Origin of the sequence: Actinomadura scrupuli (assembly GCF_050971785.1) — a bacterium.
Lineage (GTDB): Bacteria > Actinomycetota > Actinomycetes > Streptosporangiales > Streptosporangiaceae > Actinomadura_E > Actinomadura_E scrupuli.
The window spans coordinates 212,133-230,240 of the sequence record NZ_JBPCCU010000014.1 but is presented as its reverse complement, the minus strand read 5'-3'; the positions used below and the strand labels follow the sequence as shown (position 1 = coordinate 230,240).

The window sequence follows — 18,108 nt, the reverse complement described above, 5'->3', positions numbered from 1 at the left end:
TGAGTTCTCAAGAAACGGACACACACCACCAAGAACCAGGAAACCACACCCTGATCCCATCCGGGGCAACCCTGCTAACTTACCAGATCCCCAGCCCCTGTCAACCCCCGCAACCACACCGGAGCTTAACGAAAGACCCAAATCCATCAGACCGGCCCAGAGCAGTCATACGACCGTCCAGGATGATCAGTGGAGAGGATTCGCACGGGCCGGCCACCTTCGTGTCCTGCATCCCGTTTGAGCTATTAAGTCCAGCTTACACCGGTTCGGAGCGAGTCCCAACCGATTTTGTCTGGACCAGGTGTCCCCGGGGCCGTCCGCCTTTCGGCGTTCCGCATCCCCTCGGGGCATGGAGAACATTACGCAGTCACCGCAGTCACGTCAAACTCAGAGCCGTACCCGTGTCTCTGCTGTGACAAACCACCTGGTCAGCAGATTGCGCGGGGTCAACGCGCTATTGCGCTGAGCCACCGGCGCGATGGCCTGCGAACTCGGGCCCGTGAACTCGCGGGCCTCGGCGAGCGGCGATGAAATCATCCGGTCGCGGCACCAATGGCCTGCGAAAAGACCAAGTAGTCGCCAAGTGCGAGGCATAGAACAGGAAAACGGAGCCCGCAAAAAGGGCCGCGCGAACGCGGCCCTTGGGGGATCGAGTGGAGCTATGGGGATTCGAACCCCAGACCTCCTCCATGCCATGGAGGCGCGCTACCAGCTGCGCCATAGCCCCGCGCCGGGAACCCGTCCCGGCAACGAGAGTTGATCCTACCGGTCCCCGCGGGGTCCCACGACCACAAGGGCCCCATGGGTCACGCGCCGGACGCGTACACCCTGGTGGTAGCGGCAACGTCTCCCCCCGGACAGGTACCGGATCTGACTGCCCGGCTTACGCTCGGTTCAGTCGTCCCAGCGAAGGCGGAGATATGGAAACCCAGCCCGGTTGCGGCCAGTGCTCCTGCTCTGATGAGGCACAGCGGGTGGCCGGTGGCACCAGTCACGTCGCCGTCACCAACAAGGATCGGTGAGCACCCACTGGTGAGATGACCGCCCGGCTCTGTTTTGAAGATCCGCGGGAGTCAGGTGATCCACTCGCTGGTCAGGCGCCGCACCGCCGAGCCATCGAGGTCGGCCAGCTTGACCCCGGCGAACTGCCGTGCCGCATCCGAGGTCTGGTAGCGGAGGTGGGGTTCGTCGGAGGAGAGCACCGCCTTCACCAGGTCCGCGACCTCTTCGGCCGGCTGGGCATGGGTGAAGGCCTCCCCCGCACGGGACAGGTACGACTCGATCGCGGGCCCGTAGGCACCGGCGGCGGTGATCAGCGCACTCCGGTCGACACCGATATTGGCCACGAACTCGCTGGCCACGGCGCCCGGCTCGATGACCGACAGCCGCACCCCGACGGTGCTCGCGACCGGTGCGAGCGCCTCCATGAAGCCCTCCACCGCGAACTTGGCCGCGCAGTAGGCCTCGTTGAAGGGCTGGCCGATGACTCCTCCGACACTGGTCACGGTCAGCAGCCGGCCGCCGCTCCTGCGCAGGTGGGGCATCGCGGCCTTGGTCACCGCGACGACGCCGAAGAAGTTGACCTCCATGACCTGGCGGACGTCGGCCACCGTTTCCAGGTCGATCGTGCCGAGGTGGCCGGCGCCCGCGTTGTTGACGACGGCGTCCAAGCGGCCGTGGGCGGCGACCGTCCCGCCCACGCAGTCCGCGATCGAGACTTCGGAGGTGACGTCCAGCCGCCGTACGTCCATCCCCGCCTCCCGTAAGGGTGCGGCCTTCTCCAGGTCGCGCATCGTGGCCACCACCTGGTGGCCCTCCCTGGCCAGGGAGAGCGCGATGGCCTTGCCGATTCCCGACGACGTACCGGTGATGAGGATGACGGACATCCGACTCTCCCTGCGATGGACGACTGGTGATCAAGGACAGGCCGGCGCGGGCACCGCATGAGACCGGTGGACGGGTCAGAGACGGACGAGCATCTTGCCGATGTTCGCACCGCGCGACAGGCCGAGAAAGGCCTCCACGGCGTTCTCGATCCCGTCCACGACCGTCTCCTCGCTGCGAAGGGAGCCTTCCCGCAGCCAGCCCGCGGCCTGTGAGAGGTACTCCCCCGCGAGATGTCCGTGGTCGGTGACGATGAAACCCCGCAGGGTCAGCCGCCTGCCGATGGCCAGCGCGAGATTGTCCGGCCCGGGTACGGGACCGGTGGCGTTGTACTGGGCGATGGCCCCGCACAGGGCGATCCTGCCGTGCGGGCGCATCGCCGAGATGGCGGCGCGCAGGTGGTCACCGCCGACATTGTCGAAGTAGACGTCGATGCCGCCCGGCGCCGCCTTGGCCAGCTGCTCCTCGAGCGAGCCCTGGCGGTAGTCGATGGCCGCGTCGTACCCGAACTCCCCGACCAGCCGGGCCGCCTTCTCCGGGCCGCCGGCGGAGCCGATGACCCGTGACGCGCCGAGCCGCTTGGCCAGCTGCCCGGCGACGCTCCCGACCGCCCCGGCCGCGCCGGAGACGAAGACCACGTCACCGTCGTGGACCGGCGCCACCTCCTTGAGCCCCGCGTAGGCGGTCAGCCCGGTGGTCCCCAGAACCCCCAGATGGCTCTGTACGGGTGCCAGGGACGGGTCGACCGGGCGCACCTTCTCCGCGTCCAGGGTCGCGTACTCCCGCCAGCCCAGGCCGTGCAGCACGGTGGCGCCCTCCGGCACCTCCGCCGACCGGGAAGCGATCACGGTGCCGACCGCGCCACCGTCCATCGGCGCCCCCAGCCGGAACGGCGGCACGTAGGACTCGGCGTCGTTCATCCGGCCGCGCATGTACGGATCGACCGACATCCAGTCGTTACGGACCAGGACCTGGCCCGGCCCCGGCTCGGCGACCAGCGACTCGGCCACCAGGAAATCGTCCGGCCTCGGCTCACCGACCGGGCGTGCGATCAGCCGTACCTCACGGCCGCTGCGCGGAATGGACACGATGGAACCTCCAGATGTGTGTACGTACACACGTTAGCCATGCGTGTGTGTACACACAAATTGCTATGATGCAGGGCATGCCGCCTGTTCCCCTCAAACAGGGCAATCTGCCCCTGGAGGATCTCGCCTTCTACGGCCTGTTCTGGGCCGGGAACACCCTCAGCGTCCGTGTCGAGGAGCACCTGAAGCGCGCGCACGATCTGCCGGTCTCGTGGTTTGAGGTGCTGCTCTGGCTCTATCACCAGGACGCCTCCGTGTCGGTCTCCGACCTCGGCTCCTGCACCATGCTGAGCCGCAGCCAGGTCTCGCGGGTCCTCGACGCCCTGCGGGAGAGGGGGCTCGTCGTCCGTACCCCGTCGCCCACGGACGCCCGCTCGGTGGGGGTGGCGCTCACCGCGGAGGGACGTGCGCTCTTCGAGCGGGCCGACGCGACGCGCCGCGCCTGCCTGGCCGAGGTGTTCACCGACCGCCTGGACCAGGACGATCTCGCCGCCCTGACCGCCATCTGGCGCAAACTCAAGCACTGACCCCCACCAGCCGGGCCAACACAACGGAGATCCGAGGCCCGGGGCCGGGGGCGTGGGGGCGGAACCCCCACCTCGGGGGTCCGGGGGTCGCCCCCCGGGAAACACAGCGGCCCCCGGCGAAGGCAAGCGAAGCTCGCCAAGCACCAAAGGCCGGCGAGCAAAGCCAACGCCCGCCCCAGCGGCGCAGTGCGCGCCAGCGCGCGAGCACCTCGGGGGTCCGGGGGTCGCCCCCCGGGAAAACACAGCGGGCCACCGGGAAGGCGCAGCTGCGCCGACCACGATGGCCCGACTCGTGGAGCTATGGGGATTCGAACCCCAGACCTCCTCCATGCCATGGAGGCGCGCTACCAGCTGCGCCATAGCCCCGCGCGACTGCGTGGACGTTCATCCCGCAGCGCCTCGCCAGTGTATAGGACACCGGACCCTGCTTCGAATTGATATCCGGGTCAGGTGCCGTTGTCGGTGCGGTCGTCGCTGAGCACCGGCTCGGGCAGCGTGCCGGCGTTGTGCTCGATCAGCCGCCAGCCGCCGTCGCGCATCTCGGCGAGGACCGACCAGCTGCAGTTGGACAGGCCGCCAAGGCGCTCCCAGATGCTCTCGGGGAAGCCGAGGAGGTGGGCCATGCCGAGCCGCAACGCGGCGCCGTGCGAGGCCACCACGAGCACGCCGTCGCCAGGGAGCCGGTCGATGGCCCGCCGTAGCGCGCCCCCGACCCGCTCGGCGACCTGCCGGCCGGTCTCCCCGCCGGGTGGCTGCCAGACCGCGTGCTCGGCGGGGTACTGCTCGCGGATCTCGGCGTTGGTGAGGCCCTCCCATTTGCCGCCGTCTCGTTCGACCAGGTCCTGGTCGTAGGTGACGGGCAGTGCCGTGACCGCGGCGAGCGCCGCCGCGGTCTTGGCGGCACGCTGCAGGGGGGAGGCCGTGATCGCCGTGGGCTTCAGCCCGGCGAGCAGCCGGGCCGCCCGCTCGGCTTGGCCGACCCCGATCTCGTCCAACGGAATGTCGGTCTTGCCTTGGAATCGACGTTCGACGTTCCAGGTGGTCTGGCCATGCCGCCAGAGCACGACCCGGCGGTGACCGCCTTGGGCCGGAGAATCACTCACTGTTCTTGCCCCGCTCGCCTCACGGGCGCCCTCCGGCGCACGGAATCCTCGTCGCTTGCTCGCTCGGCACGGCCCCTCGCTGATCAGGAGCCGATGCGTACGGTGCGCCTACTGAGCCTCGCCTGCCCGCACCCGCTGCGCGGCGTGGGCGTTCACCTCGTCCGGGAGCTCGATCTGCGGACAGTCCTTCCACAGGCGCTCCAGGGCGTAGAAGATCCGGTCCTCTTCGCTCTGGATGTGGACGATGATGTCGATGAAGTCCAGCAGCACCCAGCGGCCCTCCCGCTCGCCCTCGCGGCGTACGGGCTTGGCTCCGGCGTCTTCACGCAGCCGCTTCTCGACTTCGTCGACGATGGCGCGGACCTGCCGGTCGTTGGGTGCGGAGCAGAGCACGAACGCGTCGGTGATGACGAGTTGCTCGCTCACGTCGTAGGCGATGATGCCGTCTGCCAGCTTGTCAGAGGCCGCCTCGGCGGCGAGCTGGACCAACTGGGTGGCCTTTTCGGATGCGGTCACGATGCGGTCGTGGTCCTCCTCGTTAGCGGTGCTGCCACGTCCACCTTCTCATGACGCCGTCGGCGGCCCCACTGTTGACGTTCACCAACGAGGGTATCCGTACCGGCCGACATAACCGAATGGGATCTGGGTCCGACGACCCGGCGGGCCGCCGGGCGCGTCCGCCTCCTGGCCAGGCGGGCGTCCACCGGGCGGGGGGACGACGCCGAAACCCGCTGTGATCATGAGAAGGACGGCCGAATCCGGCCTGGAGCCCAAAAGATCTTAATCCCGGTAAAGGTTCCGTTTATTGATGTACTGGACGATGCCGTCCGGGACCAGATACCAGATGGGCTCTCCCGCGCGTACCCGTTCCCGTACCTCGCTGGAGGAAATGGACAGGGCCGGCACCTCCACCAGGCTGACCTTGCCCTCCGGCAGCCCCGGATCCTCCAGATGGTGGCCGGGCCGGGTGCAGCCGATGAAATGCGCCAGGGTGAACATCTCCTCGGCGTTGTGCCAGGTCAGCATCTTGGCGAGGGCGTCCGCACCGGTGATGAAGAACAGCTCGGTCTCCGCGCCGTACAGCTGGCGCATCTCCCGGAGGGTGTCGATCGTGTACGTCGCGCCAGGCCGCTCCACGTCGATCCGGCTCACCCGGAACCGCGGGTTGGAGGCGGTGGCGATCACCGTCATCAGGTAGCGGTCCTCGGCCTCGGCCACCTTCCGGCCGTTCTTCTGCCACGGCTCGCCGGTCGGCACGAACACGACCTCGTCGAGCTGGAAGAGGTGCGCGACCTCGCTGGCCGCGACCAGGTGACCATGGTGAATCGGGTCGAAGGTCCCCCCCATCACACCCAATCGACGCGTTCGTGACATGTCATGAACCCTAACGAGCCCGTCCGCGAGACGCGCACGCAGCCCCTGCGGATCTCAACGGGCCTCGCGCCGGCCTGCCGGAAATGCCCCGGGCGCCGACTCGCAATGGCGGCGAATCGCGCGGCGAGTGGTTCAGGGAACCCTGGGCCTGAGCGGTTCGTCGGAAATAGCATGTCGGATATGACGTCGAACACCCCGGATCGAAACCGCACTCGCTTCCCCGGGATCAGCTCCCGGGCCTACGAACACCCCGCCGACCGTTCCGCGCTCGTGGCGCTCCGGTCGCTCACGGGTTTCGACACCGTGCTCCGGAAGATGTCGGGGCTGTTCAGTGAGCGCGCCATCCGGCTCATGTACCTGGGCGGCAGCGTCCGGGTGAGCGAGGACCAGTTCCGCAACCTGCACGACATGGTGCGCGACGCCTCCTACATCCTGGACCTCCCGGAGGTCCCCGAGCTGTACGTCATCCAGGAGCCGACGCCCAACGCGATGGCCATCGGCGTCGACCACCCGTTCATCGTCATCAACACCGGCCTGATCGACCTCCTCGACGAGGAGGAACTGCGCTACGTCGTGGCGCACGAGGTCGGCCACATCCTGTCCGGTCACGCGGTCTACCGCACGCTCGCGCTCATCCTCGCCTCGCTCGGCTCCCGGCTGGCCTGGCTGCCGCTGGGCAACATCGGGATCGCCGCGATCCTCATGGGCCTGCAGGAGTGGCAGCGCAAGGCCGAGCTGTCGGCCGACCGGGCCGGGCTGCTCGCCTCGCAGGACCCCGAGGCGGTCAAGCGCGGCCTGATGAAGATGGCCGGCGGCGCCAAGCTCACCGAGATGAACACCGAGGCCTTCCACGCCCAGGCCCGGGAGTACGAGGCCGCCGGCGACGTCCGGGACGGCCTGCTGAAGTTCCTCAACCTGCTGCGCCAGTCGCACCCGTTCGCCGTGATCCGGTTCGCCGAGATCGACAAGTGGGCCCGCAGCGGTGAGTACGCGCGCATCCTGGACGGCGACTACCCCCGCCGGTCGGACGACGGCAGCGCCTCGATCTCCGACGAGGTCAAGAACGCCGCGAACTCCTACCGCGAGTCCTGGAGCCAGAGCGCCGACCCGTTCATCGGCAAGGTCCGCGACGTCGCCGAGGGCGCGGCCAGCGCGGCCGAGGGGCTCTTCGACCGGTTCAGCCGCCGCGGTGGCGGCGGCGGTTCGCAGAGCAGCAACAACTGAGCGCTCCCGCACGACCGATCGTGTGGCCGGTGTCGCCACCGGCCACGCGATCACACCACGGCGGCGCCGGCTCAGAAGGGAGCCGGGACGAGGAGCTCGACGTTCCGGTCCTCGGGCTTGCCGCGGCGTAGGTCGTTGTCCTCCTGCCAGTCGTTGCCGGCGAGCTCCCGGGAGAGCGACGCGAGGTGCAGCGGGTCACCGAGCTTCCCGGCGTACGACTCCGGGGCCGCCGAGTCGACCACCGTCGCGAAGATCGACAGGGTTCCGTCGAGGTTGTCGGCGATCTCCATCACGCGGCTCTGCTGCGGCCAGTCGATGTGGGCGGCCGTGCTGACCTCCCAGAAGCCGCCCTTGACCGCGGCGGCCGCGGCCCGGGGGTGCGGCGTGACCTCGTTGACGTGGGTGTGCCCGTTGACCCAGAGCACGACGTTGGGAAACCGCAGCAGCAGGGCCTCCAGCCGCCCGGCCAGCACCCGCCCGCCGCCGAGCGGGTTGTTCATGGTGGCCAGCGTGTGGTGGCTGAAGATGACGACGAGCCGGTCGGTGACGGCGTGCCTGACGACCTTGCCGTCGGCGCGGAGGTAACGGCTGCTCGCCGCGGTGAGCTGCGCCTCCAGCCAGCTCAGCTGCTCCTCGTCGATCGAGCCGTCGGCGTAGCCGTTGGGGTTGACCGTGTCGAGCACGATGCCGCGGACCTTGCCCCGGGTGAAGGCGTAGTAGGCGGTGCCCTTCACCAGGTTGGACCGGGTGAAGCCGTGGCCGCCACCGCTGCTGAAGTGCTCGCGTACGACCTCTGCGCGGGAGAGCAGCCGGCGCCGCGGGTCCGGGGTCACCATGCGGAACAGTCCTGATCGCGCACTCGCCAGCCGGCGCAGCGCGGATCCGTCGCCGTTGCGCAGCATGTCGTCGATCTCGCGGACCTCGGCGTCGTCCGCGGGTGCCGTGATCTTGATGGCTCCGGTGGCCATCGCGTTGAGCAGCGCGTTGATCGGCAGGTTGCCCTGGACCAGCCCGTCGTGGTTGCCGAACACCGCCAGCCACGGGGTGTCCAGCCCGGTCGCCTGGAACGGCGCGCGGGCGGCGTCCAGCAGTCCCTTGACCGTGGGGAAGCCGTGGTCGGCGTGCGGGAGGTCCGCCCGGGCGCCGTCGGGCGCTCCGTCCGGGTGCCAGTAACGCCGGTCGTAACCGACCAGGTCCATGACGCCCTCGTACCTGCCCAGGTCACCGGAGTCGGGGTGGATCCGTTTTCCGTCGAGCAGGTCGATGACCCAGCGCACCTCGTTGAGCTGCACGTTGTCGGCGGCGTCGCCGGTGTTGATGGTGAAGGCGGGCCGGGTGCCGGTGACCGGCCCCAGCGTCACCTTGTTGACCGCGCGGACCATCGCCTCGGCCACCTGGGTGGTGAGGAGTTCCTGCGGCCGGTGGGACGAGGTGAACGGCAGCAGCGCCAGCGGGCTGCCCGGATCGTCGGCCCGGTCGAGGTACTCCACCCGGGCCGGTGACTGCGAGTCGACGATGTGCACGTCGGTCAGGTGGCCGAAGACCAGGACGGGCCGGCGCCCGGTCGTACGGGCCGGGCTCGCGGTGCCGCCCAGATCCCGGCGGAGCAGGTGCGGCTCGCCCGGCCCGGCCACGACCGGCCGGTAGCCCTTGGCACCCGGGCTGCCGAGCAGCAGTGTCCGGTCGAGCGTGGTCCCCGCCACCGAGCCCTTCAACGGGGCGGGGGCCTTGACCGCCGAGGCGGCCGTCGCGGGACGCGCGGGGAGGACGGCGAGCCCGGCCCCGGCCGCGGTGAACTTCAGCATGCGGCGCCGGGTGAGCCGGCCGCTGTCGCCGGTGCTTCCGGCCCGGGGGGTGTTCTGGGGGGTGGGGGTCACAGCCCACGATCAGACCACAACCGCCAAGTGACATCAATCCCCTATGTGTCACTGTCGCCGTGGATTCCCGGATCAGCCCCGGAGGTGGCCCTCCCCGGTGATGACGTACTTGGTGGAGGTGAGCTCGGGCAGTCCCATCGGACCGCGGGCGTGCAGCTTCTGGGTGGAGATGCCGATCTCCGCGCCGAAGCCGAGCTCCTCGCCGTCGGTGAACCGGGTCGAGGCGTTGACCATGACCGCGGCCGAGTCGACCAGGCCGACGAAGCGCCTGGCCGCCTGCTGCGAGGTCGTCACGATGGCCTCCGTGTGCCCGGATCCGTACCTCCGGATGTGGGCGACCGCGTCCTCCAGCGAGTCGACCACCGCGGCGGCGATGTCCAGCGAGAGGTACTCGGCGAAGTAGTCCTCCTCGGTCGCCTCCACCACGTCCGGGCCGTACGACCGGACCGTGGCGTCGCCGTGCACGGTGACGCCCTTGTCGCGGAGGGCCGCCAGCGCCAAGGGCAGGAAGTCCCCGGCGATGTCGCGGTGGACCAGCAGGGTCTCGGCGGCGTTGCACACCGAGGGCCGCTGGGTCTTGGCGTTGACCAGGATGTCGACGGCCATGCCGAGGTCGGCGGCGGCGTCCACGTAGACGCTGCAGTTGCCCACCCCGGTCTCGATCACCGGCACCATCGACTCCTCGACCACCGAGTTGATCAGAGAGGCGCCACCGCGCGGGATGAGCACGTCGACCAGCCCGCGGGCGCGCATCAGGTGCTTGACCGAGTCGCGGCTCCGGCCCGGCACGAGCTGCACGGCGTCGGCGGGCACCTGGGTGCCGCGGAGGGCGTCGCGCATGACCTCGACCAGGGCGTGGTTGGAGTCGTACGCCGAGGACGACCCGCGCAGCAGCACGGCGTTGCCGCTCTTGAGGGTGAGGGCGGCGGCGTCGACGGTGACGTTCGGCCGGCCCTCGTAGATGATGCCGACGACACCGAGCGGCACGCGCAGCTGCCGTACCTCCAGAGCGTTGGGCAGCGTGTAGCCGCGGACGACCTCGCCCACCGGATCGGGCAGCGCGGCGACCGCGCGCACGGCGTCGGCGATGGCGAGCACGCGCTGCTCGGACAGGCCGAGCCGGTCGATCATGTAGTCGGCGGTGCCGGCCGCGCGGGCCCGGTCGACGTCGCCCTCGTTCGCCTTGACGATCTCAGGGATCCGGGCGACCAGGGCGTCGGCGATGCGCGCCAGCGCGGCGTCCTTGACCGCCCGCGGCAGCGGGGCCAGCGTCGCGGCCGCCTCCTTGGCCCGGCCGGCCACCCGCAGGAAGTCCGTCTGCTCCGCCGCCTGCGCCGCGGTGCTCTCGCCCATCGCCGGCTCCTTTCGCTGCACGATCGTGACAGGGTCGCGTCACCCTCACGACCGTGGGGTGAGGGTGTCCTTCTGACTCAGCAGTACGAGGTCGTCACGGTGGATTATCTCGCGTTCGTACTCGGGACCGAGCTCACGCGCGAGCCACCGGGTCGACCGGCCCATCAGGTCGGGGATCTCTCCCGCGTCGTAGTTGACCAGGCCACGGGCCACCACCCGGTCCTCGGGATCGCACAGGTCCACCGGGTCACCGGCCACGAAGTCGCCCCGGACCCCGGTGACGCCGGCGGGCAGCAGTGACTTGCGGCGCCGTACGACCGCGTCGACCGCTCCGGGGTCCAGCGTCAGCCGGCCGTGCCCGGTGGTGGCGTGGGCGAGCCAGAGCAGCCGGGTCGAGGGACGGTGGGCGCCCGGGTGGAAGAAGGTGCCGACCGACTCGCCGGCCAGCGCGGCGGCGGCGGAAGCGGCGTCGGTGAGCACGACCGGCACCCCGGCGCCGGTGGCGATCCTGGCCGCCTCGACCTTGGTGACCATGCCTCCGGTGCCGACCTTGCTGCCGGGCCGGCCGAACACCACTCCGTGCAGGTCCGCGGCGTCCCGTACCTCGTCCAGCCGGGTGGCGCCGGGCCGGCGCGGGTCACCGTCGTAGAGCGCGTCCACGTCGGAGAGCAGCACCAGCGCGTCGGCCCTGGTCAGGTGTGCGACGAGCGCGGCGAGCCGGTCGTTGTCGCCGAAGCGGATCTCGTCGGTGGCCACCGTGTCGTTCTCGTTGACGATCGGGACGACGCCGAGGGCCAGCAACTGGCTGAGGGTGCGCTGCGCGTTGCGGTGGTGGGCGCGGCGCATCATGTCGTCGGCGGTGAGCAGCACCTGGCCCACGGTCAGCCCGTGCCGGGCGAACGCGACCGTGTAGCGCGCCATCAGCAGGCCCTGCCCGACACTGGCCGCTGCCTGCTGGGTGGCCAGGTCACCGGGCCGGCGGGAGAACCCCAGCGGTCCCAGTCCCGCGGCGATGGCGCCCGAGGAGACGAAGACGATCTCCCCGCCGGACGCGCGCCGTGCCGCGAGCACGTCCACGAGCGCGTCGATGCGAGCGCCGTCGATGGCGCCCTCACCCGTCGTCAGCGACGAGGACCCCACCTTGACCACGATGCGACGGGCCTTCGTGACGGCCGAACGCACGATTCCTCCCCCACTTCGCCGGTGCTTGCCGGCGATTCCTCCCCCACTTCGCCGGTGCTTGCCGGCGGTGCCGCCGGCGGTCGCACCGGCCGGTGCTACAGGTGCCCGAGTCGTCTGTCGGTGCCGCGCGGACCGAACCCGACGTCGCCGCCGGCGGCGATGTCCGGCTCCCAGTCGAAGACGACCGACTCTTCCATGGTGCCGATCATCACGGTGGCACCGGCCTCGGCACCGGCCTCGCGCAGCCTCTCCTCGATACCGATCTTGGCGAGACGGTCGGCGAGGAAGCCCACCGCCTCCTCGTTCTGGAAGTCGGTCTGGCGCAGCCAGCGCAGCGGCTTCTCGCCGGTGACGAGGTAGGTGTTCTCGCCCAGGCGCTTGATGTCGAACTCCACGCCGCCGACCGCCCGGGGCCGGATGACCAGCCGGGTGGGCTCCTCCGGTGGCAGCGAGGCACGGTAGGACTCGACCATCTCGGCGAGCGCGAAGGACAGCTCACGCAGTCCCTCGTGTGAGGAGGCCGAGACCTCGAACACCTGGAGGCCACGCTCGGTGAACTCCGGGCGCACCAGCTCGGCGAGCTCCCGGCCGTCCGGGACGTCGATCTTGTTCAGCACCACGATGCGGGGCCGGTCGGACAGCGGCCGGTCGCCCAGGTCGCTGTCGTAGGCCGCGAGCTCGCGCTCGATCACCTCGAAGTCGCTCACCGGGTCCCGGCCGGGCTCGGGGGTGGCGCAGTCGAGCACGTGCGCCAGCGTGGCGGAGCGCTCGATGTGCCGCAGGAACTCCAGGCCCAGGCCCTTGCCCTCGCTGGCGCCCTCGATCAGGCCGGGCACGTCGGCGACGGTGAAGACGTGGTCGCCTGCGCTCACCACCCCGAGGTTGGGCACCAGGGTGGTGAACGGATAGTCGGCGATCTTGGGCCGGGCCGCGGAGAGCGCGGCGATCAGCGAGGACTTCCCCGCGCTGGGGAACCCCACCAGCGCCACGTCCGCGACCGTCTTGAGCTCGAGGATGATGTCGAACTCGCCGCCGGGCTCACCGAGCAGCGCGAACCCCGGCGCCTTGCGCTTGGCCGAGGCCAGCGCGGCGTTGCCGAGGCCGCCCCGGCCCCCTTCGGCCAGGACGTACCGGGTGCCGGCCCCGACCAGGTCGGCCAGGACCTCGCCCTCGGGGGTCTTCACGACCGTCCCGTTGGGCACCTGCAGCACCAGGTCCTCACCGTCCGCGCCGTTACGGTGCGAGCCCTGCCCCGGACGCCCGTTGCCCGCCCTGCGATGCGGGCGCTTGTGGTAGTCGAGCAGGCTGGCGGTGTTGGTCTCGACCTCCAGGATCACGTCCCCGCCGTTGCCGCCGTTGGCCCCGTCAGGGCCGCCGAGAGGCTTGAACTTCTCCCGGTGTACGGAGGCACAACCGTGCCCGCCGTTGCCCGCCCCCACGTGCAGGACGACGCGGTCCACGAACTGCGCGCCATGCGCACTTCCGGCCATGTCTTCCCCTCAGTTTCCTGCTCGGACTCTGCTGCTCGGGCTCCGCCCGTTTCAGGCTCCGCCCGCTCAGGTCTGCCTGCACAGACACGGACAAGGGGCGGACCGAACAGGTCCGCCCCTTGCCGACCCCTCACGGGGTCCCAGGGGGTCGACCCCCTGGATCAAGACTCTTCCGGTGGCGGACTACTCCGCCGCCGGCACGATGCTCACGGCCCGGCGACCGCGGTAGCGGCCGAACTCGACCGCGCCGTCCACCAGGGCGAACAGCGTGTCGTCACCGCCACGGCCGACGTTGAGGCCGGGGTGGAAGTGGGTGCCGCGCTGACGCACGATGATCTCGCCGGCGTTGACCACCTGACCACCGAAACGCTTCACACCAAGGCGCTGCGCGTTCGAGTCACGGCCGTTCCGGCTGGACGAGGCGCCCTTCTTATGTGCCATGTTCTGCCCCTCCTGGACCAACCCCGTAACACGGGGCGAACAACTACTTGTCGGCCGTGATACCGGTGACCTTGACCTGGGTGTACGGCTGACGGTGACCCATCCGCCGCTTGTACCCGGTCTTGTTCCGGTAGTGCATGATGTCGATCTTCGGGCCTTTGAGAGCGCCGATGATCTCGGCGGTGATCTCGTACTTGGCCAGCTCGGCGGGCGCGCTCACGACGCTTTCGCCGTCGACGACCAGCAGCGCCGGGAACGTCACCGTCTCGCCGGCCTTCCCGGCCAGCTTGTCGACGGTGAGCACGTCGTCGACGGCCACCTTCTCCTGCCTGCCGCCGCAACGGACAATCGCGTACACGCGGAACCCTTCCGGTTCATCCCCGCACATGCGGAGCTGAAAATCCTGATGATGCTCGGAGTCATCCCTGCAGATGCGAGGGCTGATGGACCTTCCCCACGAATGGGGCTGCGTCCGGGCCGTGGGGAGAGATCCCGGCGACGGCCTCGAACAATGAGCAACAGGCGCGCTCTGCACGCGCCGATTGCCTAGCGTACCGGATCGGGAGCACCGAAGGCGAACCGAGCCCCCGGTCCGCCCCACCCCCGTCCACCCGCCCCCACCCATGCGTGATCATGCAATCCATCGACGATGGATTGCATGATCACGAACGGTGGACGGGCGGGGTCAGCTGTCGGCGTCGACCTCGGCCTTGGTCCTGACCCGGCGGGGCCGCCGGCGGCGGCCGCCGGTCGTCACCGAGGGCTCGGTGACGTCGTCCTCGCCGATGGCCGCGACGCTGAACTCCTCGGCGTCGGCGGGCTCGAGCACGGCCAGGGAGATCTCGGCCGGTGCCTCGGGCTCGTCCGCGTCCTCGGTCCGCTCGGCCTCGTGCAGGGCCAGCTTCTCCTCGACCGCCTTCTCGACCTCGCCCTTGCGCTTGCGCCGCCGGCCGCCGGCCGCCGTGGTCAGCGCGGCGGGCGAGCTCGCGGGCTTCTCACCCTTGCCGTCCGCCACGGTCAGCGAGACATGGATGCCCCGGCCGTTGCAGCACTCGCACGTCTCGGAGAAGTTCTCCAGCAGGCCGGAGCCGACCCGCTTGCGCGTCATCTGCACCAGGCCCAGCGAGGTGACCTCCGCCACCTGGTGCTTGGTGCGGTCGCGGGAGAGGCATTCGAGCAGCCGGCGCATCACCAGGTCGCGGTTGCTCTCCAGCACCATGTCGATGAAGTCGACGACGATGATCCCACCGATGTCGCGCAGCCGTAGCTGGCGCACGATCTCCTCGGCGGCCTCGAGGTTGTTGCGGGTGACGGTCTCTTCCAGGTTGCCGCCGTGACCGGTGAACTTCCCGGTGTTCACGTCGATGACCGTCATGGCCTCGGTGCGGTCGATGACCAGCGAGCCGCCGCTGGGCAGCCAGACCTTGCGGTCCAGCGCCTTGATGATCTGCTCGTCGACCCGGTAGGCGGCGAACACGTCCTCGGGGCCGCTCCAGTTGGACACCCGCCCGGCCAGGTGCGGCGCGACGTAGCTGACGTAGTCCTCGACGGTGTCCCAGGCCTCGGAGCCGGAGACGACCAGGCTGGCGAAGTCCTCGTTGAAGATGTCGCGGACCACCCGGACGGTGAGGTCCGGCTCGCCGTACAGCAGCGCGGGAGCGCTGGCGGTCTTGGCCTGACGCTGGATGTCCTCCCACTGGGCGGACAGCCGCGACACGTCACGCGACAGCTCCTCCTCCGTGGCCCCCTCGGCGGCGGTACGGACGATCACCCCGGCGTTCTCCGGCATGATCTTCTTGAGGATCTGCTTGAGCCGGGTGCGCTCCTTGTCGGGCAGCTTGCGGCTGATCCCGGTCATCGAGCCGTCCGGCACGTAGACGAGGTACCGGCCGGGCAGCGAGATCTGGCTGGTCAGCCGGGCGCCCTTGTGCCCCAGCGGGTCCTTGGTGACCTGCACCAGCACCGACTGGCCGGACTTGAGCGCCGACTCGATGCGGCGCGGCTGTCCCTCCAGCCCGGCGATGTCCCAGTTGACCTCGCCCGCGTAGAGCACCGCGTTGCGGCCCTTGCCGACGTCGACGAAGGCCGCCTCCATCGAGGGCAGGACGTTCTGGACCTTGCCCAGGTAGACGTTGCCGACGTACGACTGGTGACTGGCGCGGTCCACGTGGTGCTCGACCAGGATGTCGTCCTCGAGCACCGCGATCTGGGTGCGCTCACCGTCCTGCCGGACGACCATCACGCGGTCGACGGCCTCCCGGCGGGCAAGGAACTCGGACTCGGTGATGATCGGCGGCCGGCGGCGGCCCTGCTCGCGGCCCTCACGGCGCCGCTGCTTCTTGGCCTCCAGCCGGGTGGAGCCGCGCACCGACTGGACCTCGTCCGCGACGGCCCTTGCGGTGCGGACGTGGACCACGGTGTTGGGCGGGTCGTCCTGCTCCTGCTCCTCACCGCCGGCCTGCTGGCCTCCGGTGCGGCGGCGGCGCCGACGGCGGCGGCGGGTCGATCCGCTGCCCGACTCGTCGTCCTCGTCGTCGGTCTCCTCGGCCCCGGCCTCGCCACGGGCGGCCTCGGTGGTCCGGGCCGCCGCGGACTCGTCCGCGGCGGTGTCGTCGGCGGACTGCTCGTCCTCGTCGGAGTCGCGGACCTTGCCCCGGCCACGGCCGCCGCGGCGGCGACGGCGGCGCGAGGGCCGATCCGACTCGTCCTCGTCCTCGGACTCGTCCGCGAGTTCCCCCTGCTCGGCGGGCTCCTCGGCCACGGGCTCGGTGACGGCGGGCTTGGCCGCCGGCTTGGCCGCGGACTTCGGGGCGGACGCCGCGGGCTGCGGCGGCTGGAAGACGACCATGGGCGGCTGGAAGGTCACCGCGGGGATGCCCCCGGCGGGCTCCTGCTCGAGTGCCACGGCGTCCTCGTCCGGTTCCGCGACCTCTGCGACTTCCCCGGCGGCGACCGCCGCAGCGGCCACGGCGGCGGCGTCGGCCGCCTCGGCAGCCTCGATCGCCTCGGCCTCGATGGGCTCCGGCGGCGCCTCGGCGCGCTTACGGGTGCGGGCCGCGCGGGTGCGGGCCGGCTTCTTGACGGCGGGCTCCGGGCTCTCCTCGGCGACCGGCGCCGGCTCGGCGTCCGCAGCCTCGGGCACGGAGACCGCCTCGGGCCCGGGGGCCCCCACGGGCTCGGAGACCACAGGCTCGGAGACCGCGGGCTCGGGCTCGGGTGCCGGCCGGGCCGTAGGCGTGGACACCGGCTCGGCCGCGGTCTGGGCCGCCTGCGGCTGAACCGGCGGGACCGCCGGAGGCTCGTCGGCAGGTGGTGCCGGGGGCTCCTGCGCCGGCCGCACGGCGGCCGGTGCGGGCAGGTCCTCGGGCTCCGGCGGCGGACCGGCAGGCCGGCTGGCCGCACGCCTGCGCGTGCGGGTGACCTTGGGCGCCGTCTCGGCCGCCGGATCAGTAGTAGTGACGTTGTCCTCGGTGGCTGACGCCACCCCGTCGATGGGTTCGTTCTCGGGCATGCGGGCAATCTCCCGTCAGGCTTCCGGGCGCACGGCCATGCCCAACCCTCAGGCGAACCGGCTTCATGCGCCGCACGGAAGCACTCCGTATGTCGTCAGCGTCGTCGCGTCCCGGCCCCGATGGCCGGCAACGACGACAAAAGTCGTTGGGGGCGCGCCCGTCCGTCCCCTAGGAGCCGGTGCCGTCTGCACGGCGCCGGTCCTACGCCCGGGCGCTGACGAAGTCCTAGCCCGCGGTTCGCACCGGCTGCCCGGAGGCAGAGCCGCTGGCCGCCATGGCTTCATCGCCAGGCGGTACGGCCTCCCGGTCGGGATCCAGTGGATCCGCGAGCTCGCCGGTCTCTGCGTTCAGCGGCCCCTGCGCCAGCCTGGTCACCAACGGTGGTGACGGCGGCGCGAGGTCGGCCACTTGACGTAGCCCGGCGAGGACGTCGTCTGGTCGTACGGCAGGTGTGAGATGCCGAACAACCATTCGAAGTATCGCATATGGACGGTCCGTCGCTATCCCGGCGCGCCGGTCCAGCTCGAAGGCGGACACGGCGGACCTGGCGTCGAAACGGCGCCGTCCCTTTTTTGTGAGGCGTTCTACCTCGATCACTTCGGCGGCCATGAAGGCCCGCACGGCGTCTTCGGCGGTGCCGGGGGCGACACCGTCGAGCCGTACCAGCCATTCTGACGCCTGCAGCCGGTCCGCGAACGTCGTGCCCACCGTGGCGGGCACGACATCGAGGATGTCGAGACCGTCGGGAAGCGCGGCGTCGAGGTCGGCAAGAACCCGAGCTGGCGCACGGGTGTCGGTGAGCCCGATCTCGAGGTACTCCGCCTCACTGGCCACCCCTGTCGCTGCCGCGCCCGAATAAGAGATCTTCGGATGCGGCGTGAATCCAGCACTGAACGCGACGGGGATCCCGGCGCGCCGGACGGCGCGTTCCACGGCCCGGGATATGTCGCGATGGCTCGTGAACCGCAGCCTGCCACGCTTTGCGTAGCGCACGCGCAGCCGCTGGGTCACGGGGGCCGGTGCTGGACCCTCCGGCATGGGAGCCAGGGCTCT

At 70.6% G+C, this 18,108-nt stretch carries 15 protein-coding genes and 2 tRNA genes; 2 read left to right on the top strand and 15 right to left on the bottom strand.

What is annotated here, in order from left to right; translation table 11 throughout:
- Positions 1-654: 654 nt before the first annotated feature.
- The 3 genes from ACRYCC_RS41495 to ACRYCC_RS41485 all read right to left on the bottom strand — a co-directional run bounded on the left by ACRYCC_RS41495 (position 655) and on the right by ACRYCC_RS41485 (position 2,966).
- A tRNA-Ala gene (locus ACRYCC_RS41495) sits at positions 655-727 on the bottom strand.
- A gap of 346 nt (positions 728-1,073) precedes the next feature.
- Positions 1,074-1,886: an SDR family oxidoreductase gene (locus ACRYCC_RS41490; RefSeq protein WP_433819603.1), complete on the bottom strand. Its 813-nt coding sequence runs from the start codon at positions 1,884-1,886 to the stop codon at positions 1,074-1,076.
- A 75-nt stretch (positions 1,887-1,961) separates the two neighbouring features.
- The gene (locus tag ACRYCC_RS41485; RefSeq protein ID WP_433819612.1) at positions 1,962-2,966 is read right to left on the bottom strand and encodes an NADP-dependent oxidoreductase; all 1,005 of its coding nucleotides are present in this window, start codon (positions 2,964-2,966) and stop codon (positions 1,962-1,964) included.
- Between the two features lie 83 nt (positions 2,967-3,049).
- On the opposite strand from ACRYCC_RS41485, the gene ACRYCC_RS41480 reads away from it, so the two are divergent.
- Positions 3,050-3,499, top strand: a complete 450-nt coding sequence (locus ACRYCC_RS41480; protein ID WP_433819602.1) for a MarR family winged helix-turn-helix transcriptional regulator — start codon at positions 3,050-3,052, stop codon at positions 3,497-3,499.
- 293 nt (positions 3,500-3,792) lie between these two features.
- On the opposite strand, the gene ACRYCC_RS41475 is transcribed toward ACRYCC_RS41480, so the two are convergent.
- The 4 genes from ACRYCC_RS41475 to nadD all read right to left on the bottom strand — a co-directional run bounded on the left by ACRYCC_RS41475 (position 3,793) and on the right by nadD (position 5,976).
- Positions 3,793-3,865, bottom strand: a tRNA-Ala gene (locus ACRYCC_RS41475).
- 80 nt (positions 3,866-3,945) lie between these two features.
- Positions 3,946-4,563, bottom strand: a complete 618-nt coding sequence (locus tag ACRYCC_RS41470) for a histidine phosphatase family protein (RefSeq protein WP_433819601.1) — start codon at positions 4,561-4,563, stop codon at positions 3,946-3,948.
- A gap of 147 nt (positions 4,564-4,710) precedes the next feature.
- Positions 4,711-5,118, bottom strand: a complete 408-nt coding sequence (gene rsfS / locus ACRYCC_RS41465; protein WP_433819600.1) for a ribosome silencing factor — start codon at positions 5,116-5,118, stop codon at positions 4,711-4,713.
- Between the two features lie 264 nt (positions 5,119-5,382).
- Positions 5,383-5,976 carry a nicotinate-nucleotide adenylyltransferase gene (gene nadD, locus ACRYCC_RS41460; protein ID WP_433819598.1) on the bottom strand — a complete coding sequence of 198 codons (594 nt, stop codon included), beginning with the start codon at positions 5,974-5,976 and terminating at the stop codon, positions 5,383-5,385.
- Between the two features lie 180 nt (positions 5,977-6,156).
- Here nadD and ACRYCC_RS41455 point away from each other — a divergent pair, with 180 nt between their 5' ends.
- The gene (locus tag ACRYCC_RS41455; protein WP_433819597.1) at positions 6,157-7,200 is read left to right on the top strand and encodes a M48 family metallopeptidase; all 1,044 of its coding nucleotides are present in this window, start codon (positions 6,157-6,159) and stop codon (positions 7,198-7,200) included.
- Between the two features lie 71 nt (positions 7,201-7,271).
- On the opposite strand, the gene ACRYCC_RS41450 is transcribed toward ACRYCC_RS41455, so the two are convergent.
- From ACRYCC_RS41450 to ACRYCC_RS41415, 8 genes are all read right to left on the bottom strand, one after another.
- Complete coding sequence (locus tag ACRYCC_RS41450) at positions 7,272-9,077, bottom strand: TIGR03767 family metallophosphoesterase (RefSeq protein ID WP_433819596.1); 1,806 nt, start codon at positions 9,075-9,077, stop codon at positions 7,272-7,274.
- Positions 9,078-9,149: 72 nt separating this feature from the next.
- A complete protein-coding gene (locus ACRYCC_RS41445) occupies positions 9,150-10,430 on the bottom strand; it encodes a glutamate-5-semialdehyde dehydrogenase (RefSeq protein WP_433819595.1) in 1,281 nt (426 codons plus the stop codon).
- A gap of 45 nt (positions 10,431-10,475) precedes the next feature.
- Entirely contained in the window at positions 10,476-11,612 is a 1,137-nt protein-coding gene (gene proB, locus ACRYCC_RS41440; protein WP_433819594.1) for a glutamate 5-kinase, read from the bottom strand.
- A gap of 95 nt (positions 11,613-11,707) precedes the next feature.
- Positions 11,708-13,102, bottom strand: a complete 1,395-nt coding sequence (obgE, locus tag ACRYCC_RS41435) for a GTPase ObgE (RefSeq protein ID WP_433819593.1) — start codon at positions 13,100-13,102, stop codon at positions 11,708-11,710.
- A gap of 183 nt (positions 13,103-13,285) precedes the next feature.
- Positions 13,286-13,543 carry a 50S ribosomal protein L27 gene (gene rpmA / locus ACRYCC_RS41430; RefSeq protein WP_433819592.1) on the bottom strand — a complete coding sequence of 86 codons (258 nt, stop codon included), beginning with the start codon at positions 13,541-13,543 and terminating at the stop codon, positions 13,286-13,288.
- A gap of 43 nt (positions 13,544-13,586) precedes the next feature.
- Positions 13,587-13,901, bottom strand: a complete 315-nt coding sequence (rplU, locus tag ACRYCC_RS41425; RefSeq protein ID WP_433819591.1) for a 50S ribosomal protein L21 — start codon at positions 13,899-13,901, stop codon at positions 13,587-13,589.
- A 327-nt stretch (positions 13,902-14,228) separates the two neighbouring features.
- Positions 14,229-17,054: an Rne/Rng family ribonuclease gene (locus ACRYCC_RS41420; protein WP_433819590.1), complete on the bottom strand. Its 2,826-nt coding sequence runs from the start codon at positions 17,052-17,054 to the stop codon at positions 14,229-14,231.
- 226 nt (positions 17,055-17,280) lie between these two features.
- On the bottom strand, positions 17,281-18,093 hold the full coding sequence (locus tag ACRYCC_RS41415) for a TIGR03936 family radical SAM-associated protein (RefSeq protein ID WP_433819589.1): 813 nt from the start codon (positions 18,091-18,093) through the stop codon (positions 17,281-17,283).
- Positions 18,094-18,108: the final 15 nt, after the last annotated feature.